This is a genomic window from Amycolatopsis sp. NBC_00438 (genome assembly GCF_036026695.1).
Lineage (GTDB): Bacteria > Actinomycetota > Actinomycetes > Mycobacteriales > Pseudonocardiaceae > Amycolatopsis.
In genome coordinates, this window is record NZ_CP107923.1 from 4,126,625 (window position 1) to 4,141,448 (window position 14,824).

The window sequence follows — 14,824 nt, forward strand, 5'->3', positions numbered from 1 at the left end:
CGAAAGGACCGGTGGCATGACCACGATCGGAAACGTCCCGGAAATCCGCGGAATCGCGGGAAAACGGGCCTTGGTCACGGGTGGTTCCCGCGGCATCGGCGCGGCCGTCGTGCGGCGGCTCCTGGACGCGGGCGCCGAGGTGCTCACGACCGCGCGGTCGGCGACGAGCACCGTGCCGGAAGGAGCTTCCTTCGTGGAGGCCGACGTCCGGACCCGGGCCGGCGCGGAAGCGCTCGCCGCGGCCGCGGAGCAGGTGCTCGGCGGGGTGGACGTCCTGGTCCACAACGCGGGCGGGGCGCGACCGTACGCCGATTCCTCGGCCATTCCGGACGAGGGGTGGCAGGACGCGCTGGCGCTGAACTACCTGGCGTCCGTACGGCTGGATTCGTTGCTGGTACCGGGCATGCGGGAACGAGGGTCGGGAACGGTCGTGCACATTTCCTCGGCCGCGGTCCTCACCCCGATCGGACCATTCCTGCACTACACGGCCGCGAAGGCGGCACTGGAGAACTACAGCCGGGGGCTGGCCTTGGAACTGGCCCCGCTCGGCGTCCGCGTCAACGCCGTGTCCCCGGGCCGGACCGCCACGCCCGGCGGTGAGACGACACGCGAGCAGTGGGCGAGCCTGGGTGTGGCGCCGGGAGAGACCAACGCCGAGGACACCACACCGCTGGGGCGGGACGGCCGGCCCGAGGACATCGCCGACGCCGTGTTGTTCCTCGTGTCCGACCGGGCGAGCTGGCTGACCGGGCGGAACCTCATCGTGGACGGCGGGGAATTCCCCATGGGGTGACGCCGAAAGCCCTCAGGACACCGGCGCGGGGGAACCGGACCAGGTCTCCTGGCGCAGGAGTTCGAGCAGGGCCGTCTCCGCCGGGCCCGGACCCTGGCGGAGCACGGCGATGACGGGCTGGGACACGGCCGGGCACACCGGGCGGACGAGGTGCCCGTGGCCGCCGGGCACCGCGGACGCCGGCACGAGCGTCACCCCCAGCCCGTCGGCGGCCCAGCGCACGGCCGTCGCCGTCTGGGACACGCGGGCGACCGTGTCCGGCGTCAAGTCGTTGTCCCGCAGCACGTTCAGCAGCACGGCGTCGAGCGCGCTGTCGCGGTCGAACCGGACCCACGGCTCCCCCGCCAGCTCCGCCAGCCCGACCCGGTCCGCGGCGAGCAGCGGGTGCCCGGCGCCCAGCACCACGACGAACTCCTCGTCGCCGAGGTGGTGGGCGTCGTCGGGGGTCTGCTCGCACGCCGCCATCAGGGCGAGGTCCAGCACGCCCCGGCGGCCGAGCCGGTCCAGCTCGGCGGAGCTCGGTTCCTCGAGGACGGTGACCTCCAGCCGCGGGAAGCGGCGGCGCAGCGCACCCAGCGCGCCCGGCAGCTGGCGGGTGCCGAAGCCCATCTGCACCGCGACCGTCAGCTCGCCCACCAGCTCGTCGGCGCCGGCCCGCGCCGTCGCCCGCGCCCGCCGCGACGCGCGCACCGCGACCGCCGCCTCCCGCAGGAACGCGCGGCCGACCACGGTGGGCACCAGGCCGGTCGGCGTGCGGGCGAACAACTGCACGCCGAGCTCCCGCTCGAGGCCGCGGATCTGCTGGGACACCGAAGGCTGGGCGACGCGCAACCGCTCCGCCGCCGCCGTCACCGAACCCTCTTCGGCCACGGCCAGGGCGTACTCGTACTGGCGGAGGCTCATCGGGCGCTCGCGGCGAACGTCCGGATGTAGGCCAGCGCGGCGTTCATCGACGCCTCGAGCGGCCGCACGTCGAGCATCGTCTGCGAGAGCAGGACGCCGCCTTGCAGGGCGGCCAGCAGCGAGAACGCGAGTTCGTCGAGGTCGGCGTCGGCCCGCAGCTCCCCGCGGTCGCGCATGGCTCGCAGTCCCTCCAGCAGAAGGTCCTTCCAGCGGAGGAAGCCGTCGGCCAGGTCGGTCCGGGACTCCTCGTCGCTGACGCTCAGTTCGCCGGCCAGCGAGCCCAGGTCGCAGTCGCTGCGGCAGTCGTTCTCCCGCAGTCGTTCGATCCCGGCGTCGGCCCAGGCCCGCAGCGCCTCGAAGCTGTCGAGTGCCGAGATCCGCGGCAGGCCCGAGTCCGCTTGCCGGGTGATGACGGCCCGGATCAGCGCCTGCTTGCCGTCGAAGTAGTGGTACAGCTGCGAACCGCTCACGCCGGCCGCGGCCCGCACGTCCTCGATCCCGGTGCCGGCCACGCCGTGGCGGGCGATGAGCTCGGTCGCGGCTTCGATGATGCGGTCCCTGGTGGCGCGGCCCTTCGGAGTCAGGCGACGCGGTTTCGGCGCTTCGGTCACAGCGTCAGCCTACCGCAGGACTGGGTTGCGCAATCCAGAAACCGCCCCTACTGTTCTGGACAGAACAACCCAGAAAGTGAGGCCGACCCCATGTCCCCCACCCGCACCGCCCTCGTGACCGGCGCCACCGCCGGCATCGGCCGGGCCGTCGCGCTCGAACTCGCCGCCCACGGCGTCGACGTGATCGCCCACGGCCGCGACCCCGAGCGAGGAGCCCAGCTCGTCGAGGAGATCACCGCGGAAGGCGGCACCGCGCGCTTCGTCGGCGCGGACCTGACCGATCCCGACGAGGTCGTCGCGCTCGCCGCGGAAGCCGGTGACGTGGACATCCTGATCAACAACGCCGGCAGCTACACGTTCACCAGCACGCCGGACACGACCGCGGACAGCTTCGACCGGCAGTTCGCGCTCAACACCCGCGCGCCGTTCCTGCTGGTCGGCGCGCTCGCGCCGGCCATGGCCGAGCGGGGGCACGGCACGATCGTCAACATCACCTCGACCGCGGCGACCTCGCCGGCGCCGATCGGCGGCGCGTACGGCGCGTCCAAAGCCGCCGTCGAGCTGCTGACCCGCTCGTGGGCCACGGAGTTCGGCGGCCGCGGCGTCCGGGTCAACGGCGTCTCCCCCGGCCCGGTCCGCACCGCGGGCACCACCGCCATGCTCGGTGCGAACGTCGACGTCCTGGGCCGGGCCAATCTCCGCGAGCGCATCGGCGAACCCGAAGAGATCGCCCGGGTCGTCCGGTTCCTCGTCGACGCCGAGAGCAGTTACATCAACGGCACCGTCGTCGTCGCCAACGGCGGCGAGCCGAGCGGACTGCCCGCATGAGCACCTACGAGTGGCTGCCCGACGGCTTCGCCGTCCGCACCGCCGACACCAACGGCGTCCGGCTCTCGGCCGCGGTGGGCGGCCGTGGTCCGCTGCTGGTCCTGCTGCACGGCTGGCCCCAGACCGGGCGCGCCTGGGCCAGGGTCATGCCCGCCCTCGCCGAACACCACACCGTAGTCGTCCCCGACCTGCGCGGCACCGGAGCCAGCGAGCGGCCCGCCGACGGCTACTCGAAGGTCAACCAGGCAGACGACATGCGCGGCCTGCTCACCGCGCTCGGCCTGTCCGGACCCGTGGTGGTCGCCGGGCACGACATCGGCAGCATGATCGCCTTCGCCTGGGCGCTGCACCGGCCTGCCGACGTCGCCGCGGTCGTCCTGCTCGACGCCTTCCTGCCGGGGGTCGACCTCGAGGAGTCGATGAACGTCGTGACCGGCGGCTCGTGGCACTTCGGGTTCTTCATGGCGCCGGAATTCCCCGAAATGCTGCTCGACGGCCACGAGCGTGAATTCATCGAAGCGACCTTCACCGCCCGGAGCACGCCGTCGACGTTCACCGCCGAGGAACTCTCGTTCTACGCCCGGTCCTACGGCGGCCGCGATCGCCTTCGCGGCGGCTTCGAGCACTACCGCACCCTGCTGAAAGACGGCGAAGAGAACCGGAAGGCGCTGGCCGAGGGCGGGCTGAGCGTGCCGGTGCTGTCGATCGGCGGCCGGGATTCCGTGGGTGGCCAGACGACCGGGGCCCTGCGCCCCCACGCCACGGATCTCACCGGCCTCATCGCCCCCACCGGCCATTTTGTCGCCGAGGAAGCGCCGGAATGGTTCGTCCGCACCCTCGCGGAGGCCGGGTGGTGAAGATCCTGGTCATCGGGCGCAACGGGGTTCATCGGCGGGATCGCGCGGGACCTCGCCGGCCGAACGCCTGAGGGGCCACGGCATCACGCCGGTGCGCGGGGACCTGGACGGCGGCCGCGCCGAGGACGCGCTCGCCGGCTCCGAAACGAGCTTCTTGTTCGTCTCCGGCAGTGGCGTGCTCCTCCAGCGCACCGGCGGCGCCTGGAGTGAAGACAGTTTCGCCGAGGACGACCCGTTCACGGTGGAACCCCCGGCCGCGCGCCGGCCGGCCGTCGAGGAGCCGGCGCGGGCCGCGGCCGGCCGGGACGTGCGCGCGATCGTCCTGCGGCCCGGCATGGTCCGGGGGCCGGGCGAACACGGCCACCTGGCGCTGATCCGCAGGTCGGTGGACCGCACCGGCGCCGCGTGTTCCGTCGGCGAAGGCCTCAGCACCTACTCCCACGTGCACCTGGACGACGTCGCGCGGCTCGCCGGGCTCGCGCTGGCCCGGGGCACCGCCGGCGCCCTGGACCACGCGGTCGCGGGCGAGACGCCGACCCGGTGGATCGCCGAAGCCGTGGCCCGGGAACGGGGCTGCGCCACGCGCAGCCTCACCCCGGCCGAGGCCACGACCGTGTGGGGTGCTTCGACGCGCTGATCCTCGCCGCGCCGAGCCGGTGCCGCGCCCCGCGGACCCGCCGGTAACCGGGCTTCGCACCCACGCGGACCGACCTGCTGGGCGACGTCGGCGGACCGCCGTCCGGCCGTGCCGATGCACGCCCGTCCGCAGCCGCCGGAAGCACCGCACCTCGTTGAGGGGCAAGGGAAGCTCGTACATCCGTCAGGTGACGGATGTCTACCGCGGCCCCGACGCGAAGCATTGCTATACGGGGCCCCACGCTCCGACCTCGATACCGAGGAGGAGCGATGTATCGTGCTACCGCCGTATCCACCGCGATGATCTTCGTACTGGCCCTCAACCTGCGCCCGGCCGTCACGAGCCTGGGCGCCGCCCTGCCGGACATCCCGGCTGCCGGAAGCCTGGTCGCCGCCGTGCTCGTGGCCCTGCCCCTGTGGGCGATCGGCCTCGGCGGCTGGGCGACGCCCTGGCTGTGCGGCCGCGCCGGAACCCACCGGACCGTCACCTTCTCCCTGCTCGGGCTGGCCGGGGCGTTGCTCGGGCGGGTCCTCGGCGGCCCGATCCCGCTGCTGGTCGGGACGGCGCTGGCGTGCCTGTCCATCGCCGTGCTCGGCACCGTGCTACCGCTGCTGGCCAAGGGATCCGCGGCCTACCCGCTCGGGCTCGGGCTGGGCAGCACGGCCGGCGCGCTCGTCACGCCCGTCGCCGTGCTGTCGTCGTCGTGGCGGGTCGGCCTGGGCCTGTGGGCGTTCACGGCCCTGCTCGCCCACCAGGCGTGGCGGCGCGCCCCCGGCGAATTCCTGCCCCCGCGGCCGGCCTCCGGCCGGGTCCGGGCCTCCGCGTTGACCCTCCACTTCGGACTCATCTCGACCGTCACCTTCCTGGTCATGGGCTGGCTACCCGGGATCCTGCGCGACGCGGGCGTCCCCCCGGCCACCGCGGGCGCCTGCCTCGCGCTGTCGATGGCCATGGGACTGCCGATGATGTGGCTCGTGCCCGGCTGGACCCGCAGGTGGCGCAACCAGACCCTCCTCGTGCTCGCGCTGGCCACGCCCAACGCCATCGGCGTCGCCGGCCTGCTCCTCGCCCCGGCGGCCGCGCCCTGGCTGTGGGCCGCGACCACCGGCATGGGCATGGGGTCGCTCGCCTTCGTCCTGACCACGATCTCGTTGCGCAGCAAGGACAGCTCGCTCTCGCTGTCGGCCGTGGTCCAGGGCGTGGGGTACGTCATCGCCGGCTTCGGCGTGCTGGCGTGCGGGTGGCTGCACACGCACACGGGCGGCTGGCGGACACCCTTGATGCTGGTGCTGGCGATCCTGATCGGCCAGGTGATCAGCGGGCACTTCACGGTGATGCCCCGGCGGCCGGCCCCGGAGCCGCTCAGCGAGCCCCAGCCGGACGCACCGGAGATCGCTCTCGTCACCCGATCCATCAAGGACGCTCGACGTCACCGGACTTATTCCCTTCTCCCGCAACAAAAACGCGCCCTGGTGGTCTTCACCCGTTCCGGCGATGACATTCGCTCAGACGTTCGATAACGTAGTTCGGGTGACAGCAGCCACCCTCACTCCCGCCGATCGGCCGGGCATCCTCGGCCCGATCGTGGCGACCGTGTTCCGGTGGGTGCGCCGGCGATTCCGGCGCACCTGCCGCCCGGCGTCAGCCCGACGCCGACCGGTGGCGGGCGGCTTCGCGGGCGATGTCGATGCGCGAATGCACGGCAAGCTTGGTCAGGATGTGCGAGACGTGCGTGCCGACCGTGCGCGGGGACAGGTACAGGCGGGCCGCGATCTGCGGGTTCGACAGGCCTTCCACGACCAGCGCGGCGATCTTGCCCTCGGTCGGGGTGAGGCTGTCCCAGCCGTGCGTGATCTGGCGGTGCTTCACCGTCGGGCCGCGCCGGATGCCGAACGCCCGGAACCGCGCGCGCAGCCTGGCCACATCCCAGTGCGCGCCGAGCTCGGCGTAGAGGTCGAGGGCGTGGGTGAAGGCGGCCCGCGCCGAGCCGCGGTCGTCGGACCGGGTTTCGGCGAAGGCGATCGCGGCGGCTTCCAGCGCCTTGGCCCGCGAGAGCGGGCGGCCCGCGTCGCGGTAGCCGTCGGCGGCGCGCAGCAGTGTCGCCGCGTCCAGCTCGAGCAGGCCGTGGCAGTACGAGGCCAGCGCGAGGCGGTGCGGCACGGTGGAGCCGGCGGCGATCTTGCGGACCCGGGCGTCGATCTCCTCCGCGGTGGGCCGGTCGCCGGTCGCCGCGGCCAGCCGGGCGGCGTCGCCGAGCAGGTCCTCGCCCTCGTCTTCACCGGTCAGCGCGTCGGTGAGCGCGGCGAGCGCCCGGCCCGGCTGGCCGTCGTGCTCGAAGGCGAGGCTGCGGGCCCGGGCCAGGGATTCCACGACCCGGCCGCCGATGCGTTCCGAATACGGCGCCGCGACGTCGAGGTGCTTGCGGGCCGCGGGGCCGTCGCCGCGGTGGAAGTGGATGATCGCGGCGACCCCGTGGTCGCAGCACGCCACGCTCGGGTCCTTGAGGTCGTCCGGGACGACGTCCACCTCGGCCAGCGCGTCGTCCCAGCGGCCGGTCCCCAGCAGCAGCTGGCCGAGCGCGCTCTGGGCCTGGGTCAGCCGCACGACACTGCCGGTCCGGTCGGCCAGTTCGCGGGCGCGCGTGGCGGCGGCGAGCGCGTCGGTGTACCGGTCGAGCGCCCCGAAGGTGACCGACTGGTTGATGCGCAGCAGCAGGCCGAGGTCGGTCAGCGCGGGATCACCCTGCGCCTTGGCCATCGCGCGCTCGAACAGCGGCAGCGCCGCGGTCCACTCGCCCCGCATCATCGCCACCAGGCTCAGCACGTGCAACGCCCACCCGGTGGCCCAGCGGTCCTCGACCTGGCCGGCCTCCTCCAGTACCTGGGTGGCGACCCGGCGCGCGGTGTCGACCTGGCCGAGGTCACGGTGCGTGCGCGCGACGAGCACCAGCAACCGGGCCCGGTGCCGGGGCTGCAGGCCCGGCCGGGCCACCGCGTCGTTCAGCGCCGCGAGGGACTCGGCGGAGCGGCCGGTCATCCCGCGGCACTGGGTGACCGTCGTGTGCAGGTCGACGAGCAGGTCGGGGTCGTCGAGGTGCTCCAGGGCGCGGCACGCGATCCGTTCGGCCTGGCCGAAGTTGCCCAGGCGGTAGTGCGCGTCGGCCAGCCGGCAGGTCAGCGCGGCGGTCACGGTGTCACCGGGCCGCGCGTCCCGCACCGCGCGGCGCAGGAGCGCGACGGCGACCGCGGGCGCCTGGCCGATCAACGGCGCGGCCACCTCCAGCAGCCACTGCACGGCCCAGGCCGGGACCGGCACCCGGCTGTCCGTTGTGGACACCATCGGCAGCAGGTGCAGCGCGACCCGCTCGACCGGCGCGCCCGCCTCGGCCAGGGACTGAGCGGCGCCCTGGTGCCAGGCGATCCGGACCGCGATCGGCATCTCGTCGTACAAGGCCTTGCGGATCAACGGGTGCCGGAACGCCAGGTCGTCCCCGGCCGCCACCAGCACTCCGGCGGTCCGGGCCTCGTCCAGGGCGGGCAGCAGGGCGGGGAGCGGGGTGCCGGTCACGGTCACGAGGTCCGCGACCGAGAAGCCGACCCCGAGCAACGCCGCGGCGCGCAGCACCTCCCGCGCCGGTTCCGGCAGGAAGCCCAGCCGGTCCGCGATCGCCTCGGGCAAGGAGTCCGGCGTGTCCCCCTCGGACAGCTGGGCGACACCCGCGTCGTCGACGTCCAGGCACGAGCTCCGGGTCAGGGCGTCGACCAGTTCGGTGAGGTACAACGGGTTCCCGGCGGCGCCGTCGGCCAGCCGCTCCAGCTCGGCACCCGGTCTGCCGCCGGCCAGCGCGGTCACCAGCTCGATCACCGCCGGTTCGGCCAGCCGGGCCAGCCGCACTCGCTCGGCCGGCCCGACGATCCGGAACAGGGAACGCAGGTCGTCGCGGCGCGGCACCGGGCGCAGCACGCCGATCAGGAGCAGCGGGAGCTGCCGCACCGAGCGGGCGAGCCGGCTCCACACGGCCACCGTCGTGCGGTCGGCCCACTGCAGGTCGTCCACGACCAGCACGGCCGGTCCGTCCAGGCAGAGCTCGTCCACCAGCGCCAGCAGCTGCTCGGCGGCCGCGGCGGCGAGGTCGGCGCCCTTGCCCGCGACAGCTCGGCCGTGCAGCAGCCCGGAGATGGCACCACGACGGGAATCCTTCGTGGACGGCGTGATTTGCAACGCATCCAGTAGCGGCAGCAGCGGCAGAGCCTGCCCCAGCTCGTCGCCGGCTCCCCAATAGACCTGGCAGCCGACCCCGGTGGCGGCGGCGCAGCCGGCCCGGACCAGCGCGGACTTGCCGATGCCGGGTTCGCCGTCCACCAGCACGGCGCGACCCCGGCCCGCGACCACGTCATGCACCCAGCCGACCAGCCGGGACAGCTCACTGTCGCGGCCGACCAGCAGCTCGGCACCATCCGTGAGCGGTCGCACAGGGGTGATAGTAGGAGGGAAACTGTTACCCAACAAGATGTACACTGTCGTTGTCCGTAACGTCGAGCGGGGCTGCCGACCCTTCCGCACGGAAAATAACAATTCGGCAATTGCCCGGCTTTGCGGTTCAGCACGATTCCGCCACCTGCCGTTGGGGGGTCATTCACCGTCGGTTGACCACCGATTGCCCCGGCACTGCGATGGTCCTCCGAGACCCAAACCGTCCGTCACGTAACAATTGACCACCGGAGGAATCGATGCGGGTTCACCGTGCGGTCGCCGTCGGCGCCGCAATCGCCCTGAACGTTTTCGCAGTGGCCGTCCTGGGTACCCCCACCTCGGTTGCCGCCCGTGACGAGAGCACGACGGCATCCTCCGTCCGGACGATCAGTCCGGATGAAATGGGGTACAACCGCGTGTCGACCGACGAAATGGGTTACAACTAGGCCCCCCGGCGCCACGGCCGCAGCCGGATCAATTCCCGGCTGCGGCCGTCGCATGTCCGCAGAACAGCCTGTTCGACGATTTCGACGTTTCTCCCGAGCTTCCGTCTCGATTGTCGCGCTCCCCGGACGGGTGAGCCACCGAACCGCGTGCTCGCCATCGGAGATCCTTACCCGGGCGCTCGGAAAATCGGCCGAGGCGATCAGCGGGCGCCACAGGAACGCCCTGTCACGGCGTTGCGCATTCCCCTCACGGCCATCCTCGATATTTGCGCAACGAATTGATTACGGAAACGTTCGGCCACCAGAGTGACCCGGCACCGTCACCGTTCGAAAACACCCGTCAGCCGGCCGCGCGCGAGGACGGGAGCGGCGATGGCGGGCAGCAGGGTGCGGGGCCGCGCCCGGTCCGGTCGCGTCGCGCCGTCCACCGGGGCGGCCAGCGCGAACAGCTGGAAGACGTAGTGGTGGGGCCCGTGGCCCTTGACCGGCGCGGGACCGTGGTAGCCGCGTCCGATGGTGGACCGCAGCACCCGGACCCCGGGTCCCGGCTCTTTCCCCGCCAGCGCACCGGCTTCCAGCTCTCCGGTGGCCGGATCGACCAGCGCGGCGCAGTGCACGGCGGGCTTGCCGACCGGGACGTCGACGTCCTCGACCACCACCAGGAGCTGGGCGGTGCCGGGCGGCAGCCCGGTCCAGGCCAGGTGGGGCGACCGGTCACCGCCGCGGACGTGCTTCGCGCAGTGCTCCAGCGGCATCGGAGCGCCGTCGTCGAAGTTCCGGCTGGTGAGCGTCAGCAGTTCGGGGCCCTGCAGGTTGGGCAGGTTCCACGCCAGGTGGATGTCCCCGGCCCGGCGGTTGCGCAGGAGCCGGCCGAGCAGGGTCATCGGGTCGCCTCGACCCGGCCGACGATCTCGGCGGTGGTGGCGGTTTCGCCGAGCTTGGGGAAGATGCCTTCGACGCTGTGCCGGTGCGCGTCGGCGTCGGGGTCGGTCATGGCGTCGGTGGCCAGCACGACGTGGTAGCCGTGGTCGGAGCCCGAGCGCGCGGTCGACTCGACTCCGGAGCTGGTCGAGATGCCGGCGAGCACGATCTGCGTGACACCCAGGTCCCGCAGCAGCGTGTCGAGGCCGGTGTCGTGGAAGGCGCTGCGCCGCCGCTTGGTGATCAGGTGGTCGGTCGGCTGGACGTCGAGCTCGTCGACGAGGTCGGCCCAGCCGGGCGGCGGTGTGGCGGGGGCCGCGGATCGTCCGGCGTCGGTGCGCCCCGGCGCGCGGCCGGTGACGTTGACCAGGACCACGGGCAGGCCGTGCCGCCGGAACTCCGTGGCCAGGCCGGCCGCTTGCTTGACGGCCGCGGTGACCGCGGGGTCGTGGTGAGCCGCGACGATGCCCTGCTGCAGGTCGATCACGACGAGCGCGGACGTGGGGTCGATCGTGGTCAGTGCCATGGTGCTTTCTCCGGTGGGGGTCGGTTTCCGGGTGCCGCGGAGCAGGGAAGCGATCGCGGCGAGGACCGCGAGAGCGGCGCCGAAAGCGAACACGATGACCAGGCCCGAGTGGAAGGGCCCGGAGATCAGGCTCGGGAAGAACTCGCGTCCGGTCAGGGTCTGCTGCTGGAGCGGGGTCAGGCCGGCGAGGGCGCCGCTGGGTTCGAGCAGGTGCCGGATCGGGTTGACGCCCAGCTGGGCGGCGGACAGCGACGAGACCGGCGGCAGCCCGCCGAGCTGGCCGGCGACACCGGCCGGGACGCCCTGCTGCCGCAGGCCGGCGGTGAGCGTGTGCGGGAGATTGCTCGCCAGTCCGGCGATCATCAGCGAGAAGAAGACGCCGATGGAGACCGCCGTGCCGGAGTTCTGGAAGGTGGCCCGCATGCCCGAGGCCACGCCGCGGAGGTCCGCGGGCACACTGCCCATGATCGACGAGGAGTTGGGAGAGGCGAACATGCCGCCGGCGATCCCGTTGAGCGCGATCAGCACCGCGAAGATCCCGTAGCCGAAGTCGATCGGCAGGAGCATCAGGCCCAGGAAGCTCGCGCCGAACAGCAGCGCCCCGCCGGTGGCCAGGCCCCGGGAGCCGAACCGGTCGGACAGGTAACCGGAAACCGGCCCGGCGGCGAGGAAACCGGCGGTCAGCGGCAGCATGAAGATGCCGGCCCACAGCGGTGTGCTCTCGTAGTCGTACCCGTGCAGGGGCAGCCAGATCCCCTGCAGCCAGATGATCAGCACGAACTGCAGGCCGCCGCGGCCGATCGAGATGGCCAGGCCCGCCAGGTTGCCGAAGGTGAAGGCGCGCAAGCGGAAAAGGCTCAGCTGGATCATCGGCGCGGCGACGCGGTTCTCGATCGCGACGAAGGCCGCCAGCAGGACCAGTCCCCCGGCGATCAGCCACTGGACCAGCGGGTTGGTCCAGCCCATGGTGTGCCCGCCGTAGGGCTGCAGCCCGAACGTGATCGCGATCAGGACGGCGCTCAGGCCGACCGCGAAGGTGACGTTGCCCCACCAGTCGATCCGCCCGCCGCCGCGTTTTCCGGTCTCGCGCAGGGTGCGGTAGGCCCACACCGTGAAAAACACGCCGACCGGCACGTTCACCCAGAACACCGCCCGCCAGTCCCAGGCCGCGAGCAGGCCGCCGGCGACCAGGCCGATGAACATCCCGCCCAGCCCGGCCACCTGGTTGACGCCCAGCGCGAAACCGCGCTGTTCCTGGGGGAAGGCGTCGGTCAGGATCGCGGCGGAGTTCGCGGTCAGCATCGAGCCGCCGACGGCTTGCAGCACCCTCCAGGCGATCAGCCACAGAGCGCCGTTGCCGCCGTCGAAGGGGTCGAAGGACAACAGGATCGAGGCGACGGTGAAGACCGCGAAGCCGGCGTTGTAGATCCGGACCCGGCCGAACATGTCGCCCAGCCGGCCGACGGTGACCACCAGGACGGCTTGGACCAGCCGGTATCCCATGATCATCCACAGCAGGTACGCGATGTTGCCCGGGGCCAGAGGATCCAGGTGCACGCCGGTGAAGATCGCCGGCAGGGCGATCAGCACGATGGATCCGTCGAGCGCGGACATGAAGACCGCGGCGGTCGTGTTGGTCAGCGCCGTCCACTTGTACCGATCGGCGCGCGGTTCGGTCATCGGCTCACCCCCCTGTCCTTCCCGCGGCCTCAGAGGTGCTGGGCCAGCCGCTCCAGCAGCGGCGCGACCGCCGCGAGCCGGTCCAGTTCCACGGGGGTGAACGCGCCGCCGGTCAGGGCCTGGGCGATGAGTTCGGCCCGCGCGTTCCGCTTGTTCTTCAGTGCCTGCCGGCCGGCGTCGGTGACCATCAGCACCGCGCGCCGCCCGTCGTCGGGATCCGGCCGGCGTTCGACCAGGCCGCGGTCCCGCAACGCGCTGAGCGTCGCCCCCATCGCCTGCGCGGTGATCTGCACTTCCCGGGCGAGCGCCGAGGAAGTCGTGGGGCCGGAGCGGTCCAGCAGCGACAGCGCGGTCCGCTCGGGCATCGTGAGCCCGCCCTCGGTGGGTATCTGCCGCACTCGCCGCACCAGCACGCTGACGCTCGCCAGCAGGCCTGCGGCGACCTCGCTCGGATCCGGATCATCGGTCATGTACTAAAGCTACCTTATCAATCTGCCTTAGTAATTTTCGGACGCGCTTACCGCCGGTCGAGCCGCTCGGCGATCACGTCCGGCCGGCCAGGTACCCGGCCGACGTCAGCCGGCGTCCGCCTGGGGCTCGTCCGGGACGACGACCAGGCTGACGACCCGGCGGACGCGGCCTTCCCTGGGGTTTTCGAACCGCGAGACGACCGCCTTCTCGATCTCCTCGACCATCACCTCGAACTCTTCCTCCGTCAGCCACACCGCCGCCTGGCGGTAGACGACGCCGTCCGCGTGCGGGTCGGCGTTCTCGTGGGCGAGGTAGCGGTCGAAGTCGCCCAGCAGCGATGCCGCGAACGTCGTGTACGACCGCAGGTGGTCCTCCTTCGACATCGCCGCGCGCGCCGCGGGGCCGACCACCGCTTCTTCCTTGCGCACCCGGTAGCTGCGCTCGATCGTGCCGCGCACCCGCCGCTCCTGCGCCACCTCCAGCACGCCGGCCTCGGCCAGCACCGCGATCTGCCGGTACATCGTGGCCGGCGCCACGTCGGAGATGCGCTCACGCAGTTGCGCGGTGGTCAGCGGATCGGCGTCGAACAGCGCTTGCAGGATGCGCATCCGGACGGGGTGCAGGAGGAGATCGGCGGTCGCCATGGACCAATGTTCTCACATACGATACTGTTCTCATAGTTGAGAACGTTTGCACGATCGAGAATGATGGGGGACGACTTATGCCGGACGTCGACATGGCGGTCACCGCGGACGACAGACTGCGCCTGGCCGGCACGCTGACCCTGCCCGCGGGCGCCGGGCCGCACCCGGCTGTCCTGCTGCTGCACGGATCCGGCCGGCTGGACCGCGACGCCAACACCGGCCGGGTCCGCACGGGGTACGGACCGCCGCTGGCCGCCGCCCTCGCGGACGCGGGGATCGCCTCGTTGCGCTATGACCGGCGCGGTGTCGGCGCCACTCCCGGCGACTGGCGCGCGACCGGCTTCACCGACAACCGCCGCGACGCGGCCGCCGCCGTACGTGCCCTGGCCGCCCGGCCCGGCATCCGGGCGGACGCCGTCGGCGTGGTCGGGCACAGCGAAGGCGCCGTCCACGCCATGACCCTCGGCGCGCACGCGGACGTCGCGGCGGTGGTGCTGCTGGCCGGGTTCGCCCGCCTCGGCGAGGACGCCCTGCGGCGGCAGGCCGGGATGATCGTCCGCGACCTCCCCGCGTTCGCACGCCCGATGGTGCGGGCCTTGGGCGAGCGGCAGCTGGCCCGGATCAAGAAGTCGGACGCGGACGTCACGCGCGTCGCCGGCGTACCGGTGAACGCCCGGTGGACACGAGAACTGCTCGCCCACGACCCGCGCCCGGACCTCGCGGGCATCCGGGTTCCCGTGCTCGCGATCACCGGCGGCAAGGACGTCCAGGTCGACGCCGCGGACCTCGACGAGATCCGCCGGCTGGTGCCCGGCGAGGCCGAGGTCCACCGGATCGCCGACCTCACGCACCTGTTGCGCCGCGATCCCGGCCGCGCTTCGGTGCGGTCCTATCCCCGGCAGCTGCGCCGGCCGGTCGACTCCGACCTGCTCACCCAGGTGTCCGGCTGGCTCGCCCACCGGCTCCAGGCCTCCGCGCAAGCCTGAACCGAAACGCATTGTTCCCGGGCCCGATGCTGCCCATTTTCCCACGAA

Annotated in this window: 13 protein-coding genes; 6 read left to right on the plus strand and 7 right to left on the minus strand. The window is 72.7% G+C overall.

All coding sequences use genetic code 11. From position 1 onward, the window contains the following. Window positions 1-16 precede the first annotated feature (16 nt). Window positions 17-793 (plus strand): oxidoreductase, encoded by a 777-nt coding sequence (locus OG494_RS18200; RefSeq protein WP_328457226.1) that lies wholly within the window; start codon window positions 17-19, stop codon window positions 791-793. Window positions 794-805: 12 nt separating this feature from the next. Here OG494_RS18200 and OG494_RS18205 read toward each other — a convergent pair whose 3' ends face one another. After that, window positions 806-1,696, minus strand: coding sequence for a LysR family transcriptional regulator (locus OG494_RS18205; RefSeq protein ID WP_328457228.1), 891 nt, complete (start codon window positions 1,694-1,696; stop codon window positions 806-808). Beyond that, window positions 1,693-2,307, minus strand: a complete 615-nt coding sequence (locus OG494_RS18210) for a TetR/AcrR family transcriptional regulator (protein WP_328457230.1) — start codon at window positions 2,305-2,307, stop codon at window positions 1,693-1,695. Before OG494_RS18210 ends, OG494_RS18205 begins: the two co-directional genes overlap by 4 nt. A gap of 90 nt (window positions 2,308-2,397) precedes the next feature. On the opposite strand from OG494_RS18210, the gene OG494_RS18215 reads away from it, so the two are divergent. The 4 genes from OG494_RS18215 to OG494_RS18230 all read left to right on the plus strand — a co-directional run bounded on the left by OG494_RS18215 (window position 2,398) and on the right by OG494_RS18230 (window position 6,149). Further along, on the plus strand, window positions 2,398-3,135 hold the full coding sequence (locus OG494_RS18215; protein WP_328457232.1) for an SDR family NAD(P)-dependent oxidoreductase: 738 nt from the start codon (window positions 2,398-2,400) through the stop codon (window positions 3,133-3,135). Continuing rightward, the gene (locus tag OG494_RS18220; protein WP_328457234.1) at window positions 3,132-3,992 is read left to right on the plus strand and encodes an alpha/beta fold hydrolase; all 861 of its coding nucleotides are present in this window, start codon (window positions 3,132-3,134) and stop codon (window positions 3,990-3,992) included. The genes OG494_RS18215 and OG494_RS18220 overlap by 4 nt, the downstream gene beginning before the upstream one ends. A gap of 91 nt (window positions 3,993-4,083) precedes the next feature. Next, on the plus strand, window positions 4,084-4,629 hold the full coding sequence (locus tag OG494_RS18225) for an NAD-dependent epimerase/dehydratase family protein (RefSeq protein ID WP_328457236.1): 546 nt from the start codon (window positions 4,084-4,086) through the stop codon (window positions 4,627-4,629). A 269-nt stretch (window positions 4,630-4,898) separates the two neighbouring features. Continuing rightward, complete coding sequence (locus OG494_RS18230; RefSeq protein WP_328457238.1) at window positions 4,899-6,149, plus strand: MFS transporter; 1,251 nt, start codon at window positions 4,899-4,901, stop codon at window positions 6,147-6,149. 121 nt (window positions 6,150-6,270) lie between these two features. Here OG494_RS18230 and OG494_RS18235 read toward each other — a convergent pair whose 3' ends face one another. The 5 genes from OG494_RS18235 to OG494_RS18255 form a co-directional block, all read right to left on the minus strand. After that, on the minus strand, window positions 6,271-9,102 hold the full coding sequence (locus OG494_RS18235) for a helix-turn-helix transcriptional regulator (RefSeq protein WP_328457240.1): 2,832 nt from the start codon (window positions 9,100-9,102) through the stop codon (window positions 6,271-6,273). 766 nt (window positions 9,103-9,868) lie between these two features. Continuing rightward, a complete protein-coding gene (locus OG494_RS18240) occupies window positions 9,869-10,432 on the minus strand; it encodes a YbhB/YbcL family Raf kinase inhibitor-like protein (protein ID WP_328457242.1) in 564 nt (187 codons plus the stop codon). After that, window positions 10,429-12,675, minus strand: a complete 2,247-nt coding sequence (locus OG494_RS18245) for an isochorismatase family protein (protein ID WP_328457244.1) — start codon at window positions 12,673-12,675, stop codon at window positions 10,429-10,431. Before OG494_RS18245 ends, OG494_RS18240 begins: the two co-directional genes overlap by 4 nt. Window positions 12,676-12,704: 29 nt before the next feature. Further along, entirely contained in the window at window positions 12,705-13,145 is a 441-nt protein-coding gene (locus tag OG494_RS18250) for a MarR family winged helix-turn-helix transcriptional regulator (RefSeq protein WP_328457245.1), read from the minus strand. Between the two features lie 105 nt (window positions 13,146-13,250). Next, a complete protein-coding gene (locus OG494_RS18255) occupies window positions 13,251-13,790 on the minus strand; it encodes a helix-turn-helix domain-containing protein (protein ID WP_328457246.1) in 540 nt (179 codons plus the stop codon). Window positions 13,791-13,867: 77 nt separating this feature from the next. Between OG494_RS18255 and OG494_RS18260 the strand changes: the two genes are divergently transcribed. Then, entirely contained in the window at window positions 13,868-14,776 is a 909-nt protein-coding gene (locus OG494_RS18260) for an alpha/beta hydrolase family protein (protein ID WP_328457247.1), read from the plus strand. The last annotated feature ends 48 nt before the right edge of the window (window positions 14,777-14,824 follow it).

Bases quoted from the DNA above. Each gene is read 5' to 3' on its own strand.
- OG494_RS18200 (WP_328457226.1), top strand. From the start codon at position 17: ATGACCACGATCGGAAACGTCCCGGAAATCCGCGGAATCGCGGGAAAA.
- OG494_RS18205 (WP_328457228.1), bottom strand. From the start codon at position 1,696: ATGAGCCTCCGCCAGTACGAGTACGCCCTGGCCGTGGCCGAAGAGGGT.
- OG494_RS18215 (WP_328457232.1), top strand. From the start codon at position 2,398: ATGTCCCCCACCCGCACCGCCCTCGTGACCGGCGCCACCGCCGGCATC.
- OG494_RS18220 (WP_328457234.1), top strand. From the start codon at position 3,132: ATGAGCACCTACGAGTGGCTGCCCGACGGCTTCGCCGTCCGCACCGCC.
- OG494_RS18230 (WP_328457238.1), top strand. From the start codon at position 4,899: ATGTATCGTGCTACCGCCGTATCCACCGCGATGATCTTCGTACTGGCC.
- OG494_RS18240 (WP_328457242.1), bottom strand. From the start codon at position 10,432: ATGACCCTGCTCGGCCGGCTCCTGCGCAACCGCCGGGCCGGGGACATC.
- OG494_RS18245 (WP_328457244.1), bottom strand. From the start codon at position 12,675: ATGACCGAACCGCGCGCCGATCGGTACAAGTGGACGGCGCTGACCAAC.
- OG494_RS18250 (WP_328457245.1), bottom strand. From the start codon at position 13,145: ATGACCGATGATCCGGATCCGAGCGAGGTCGCCGCAGGCCTGCTGGCG.
- OG494_RS18255 (WP_328457246.1), bottom strand. From the start codon at position 13,790: ATGGCGACCGCCGATCTCCTCCTGCACCCCGTCCGGATGCGCATCCTG.
- OG494_RS18260 (WP_328457247.1), top strand. From the start codon at position 13,868: ATGCCGGACGTCGACATGGCGGTCACCGCGGACGACAGACTGCGCCTG.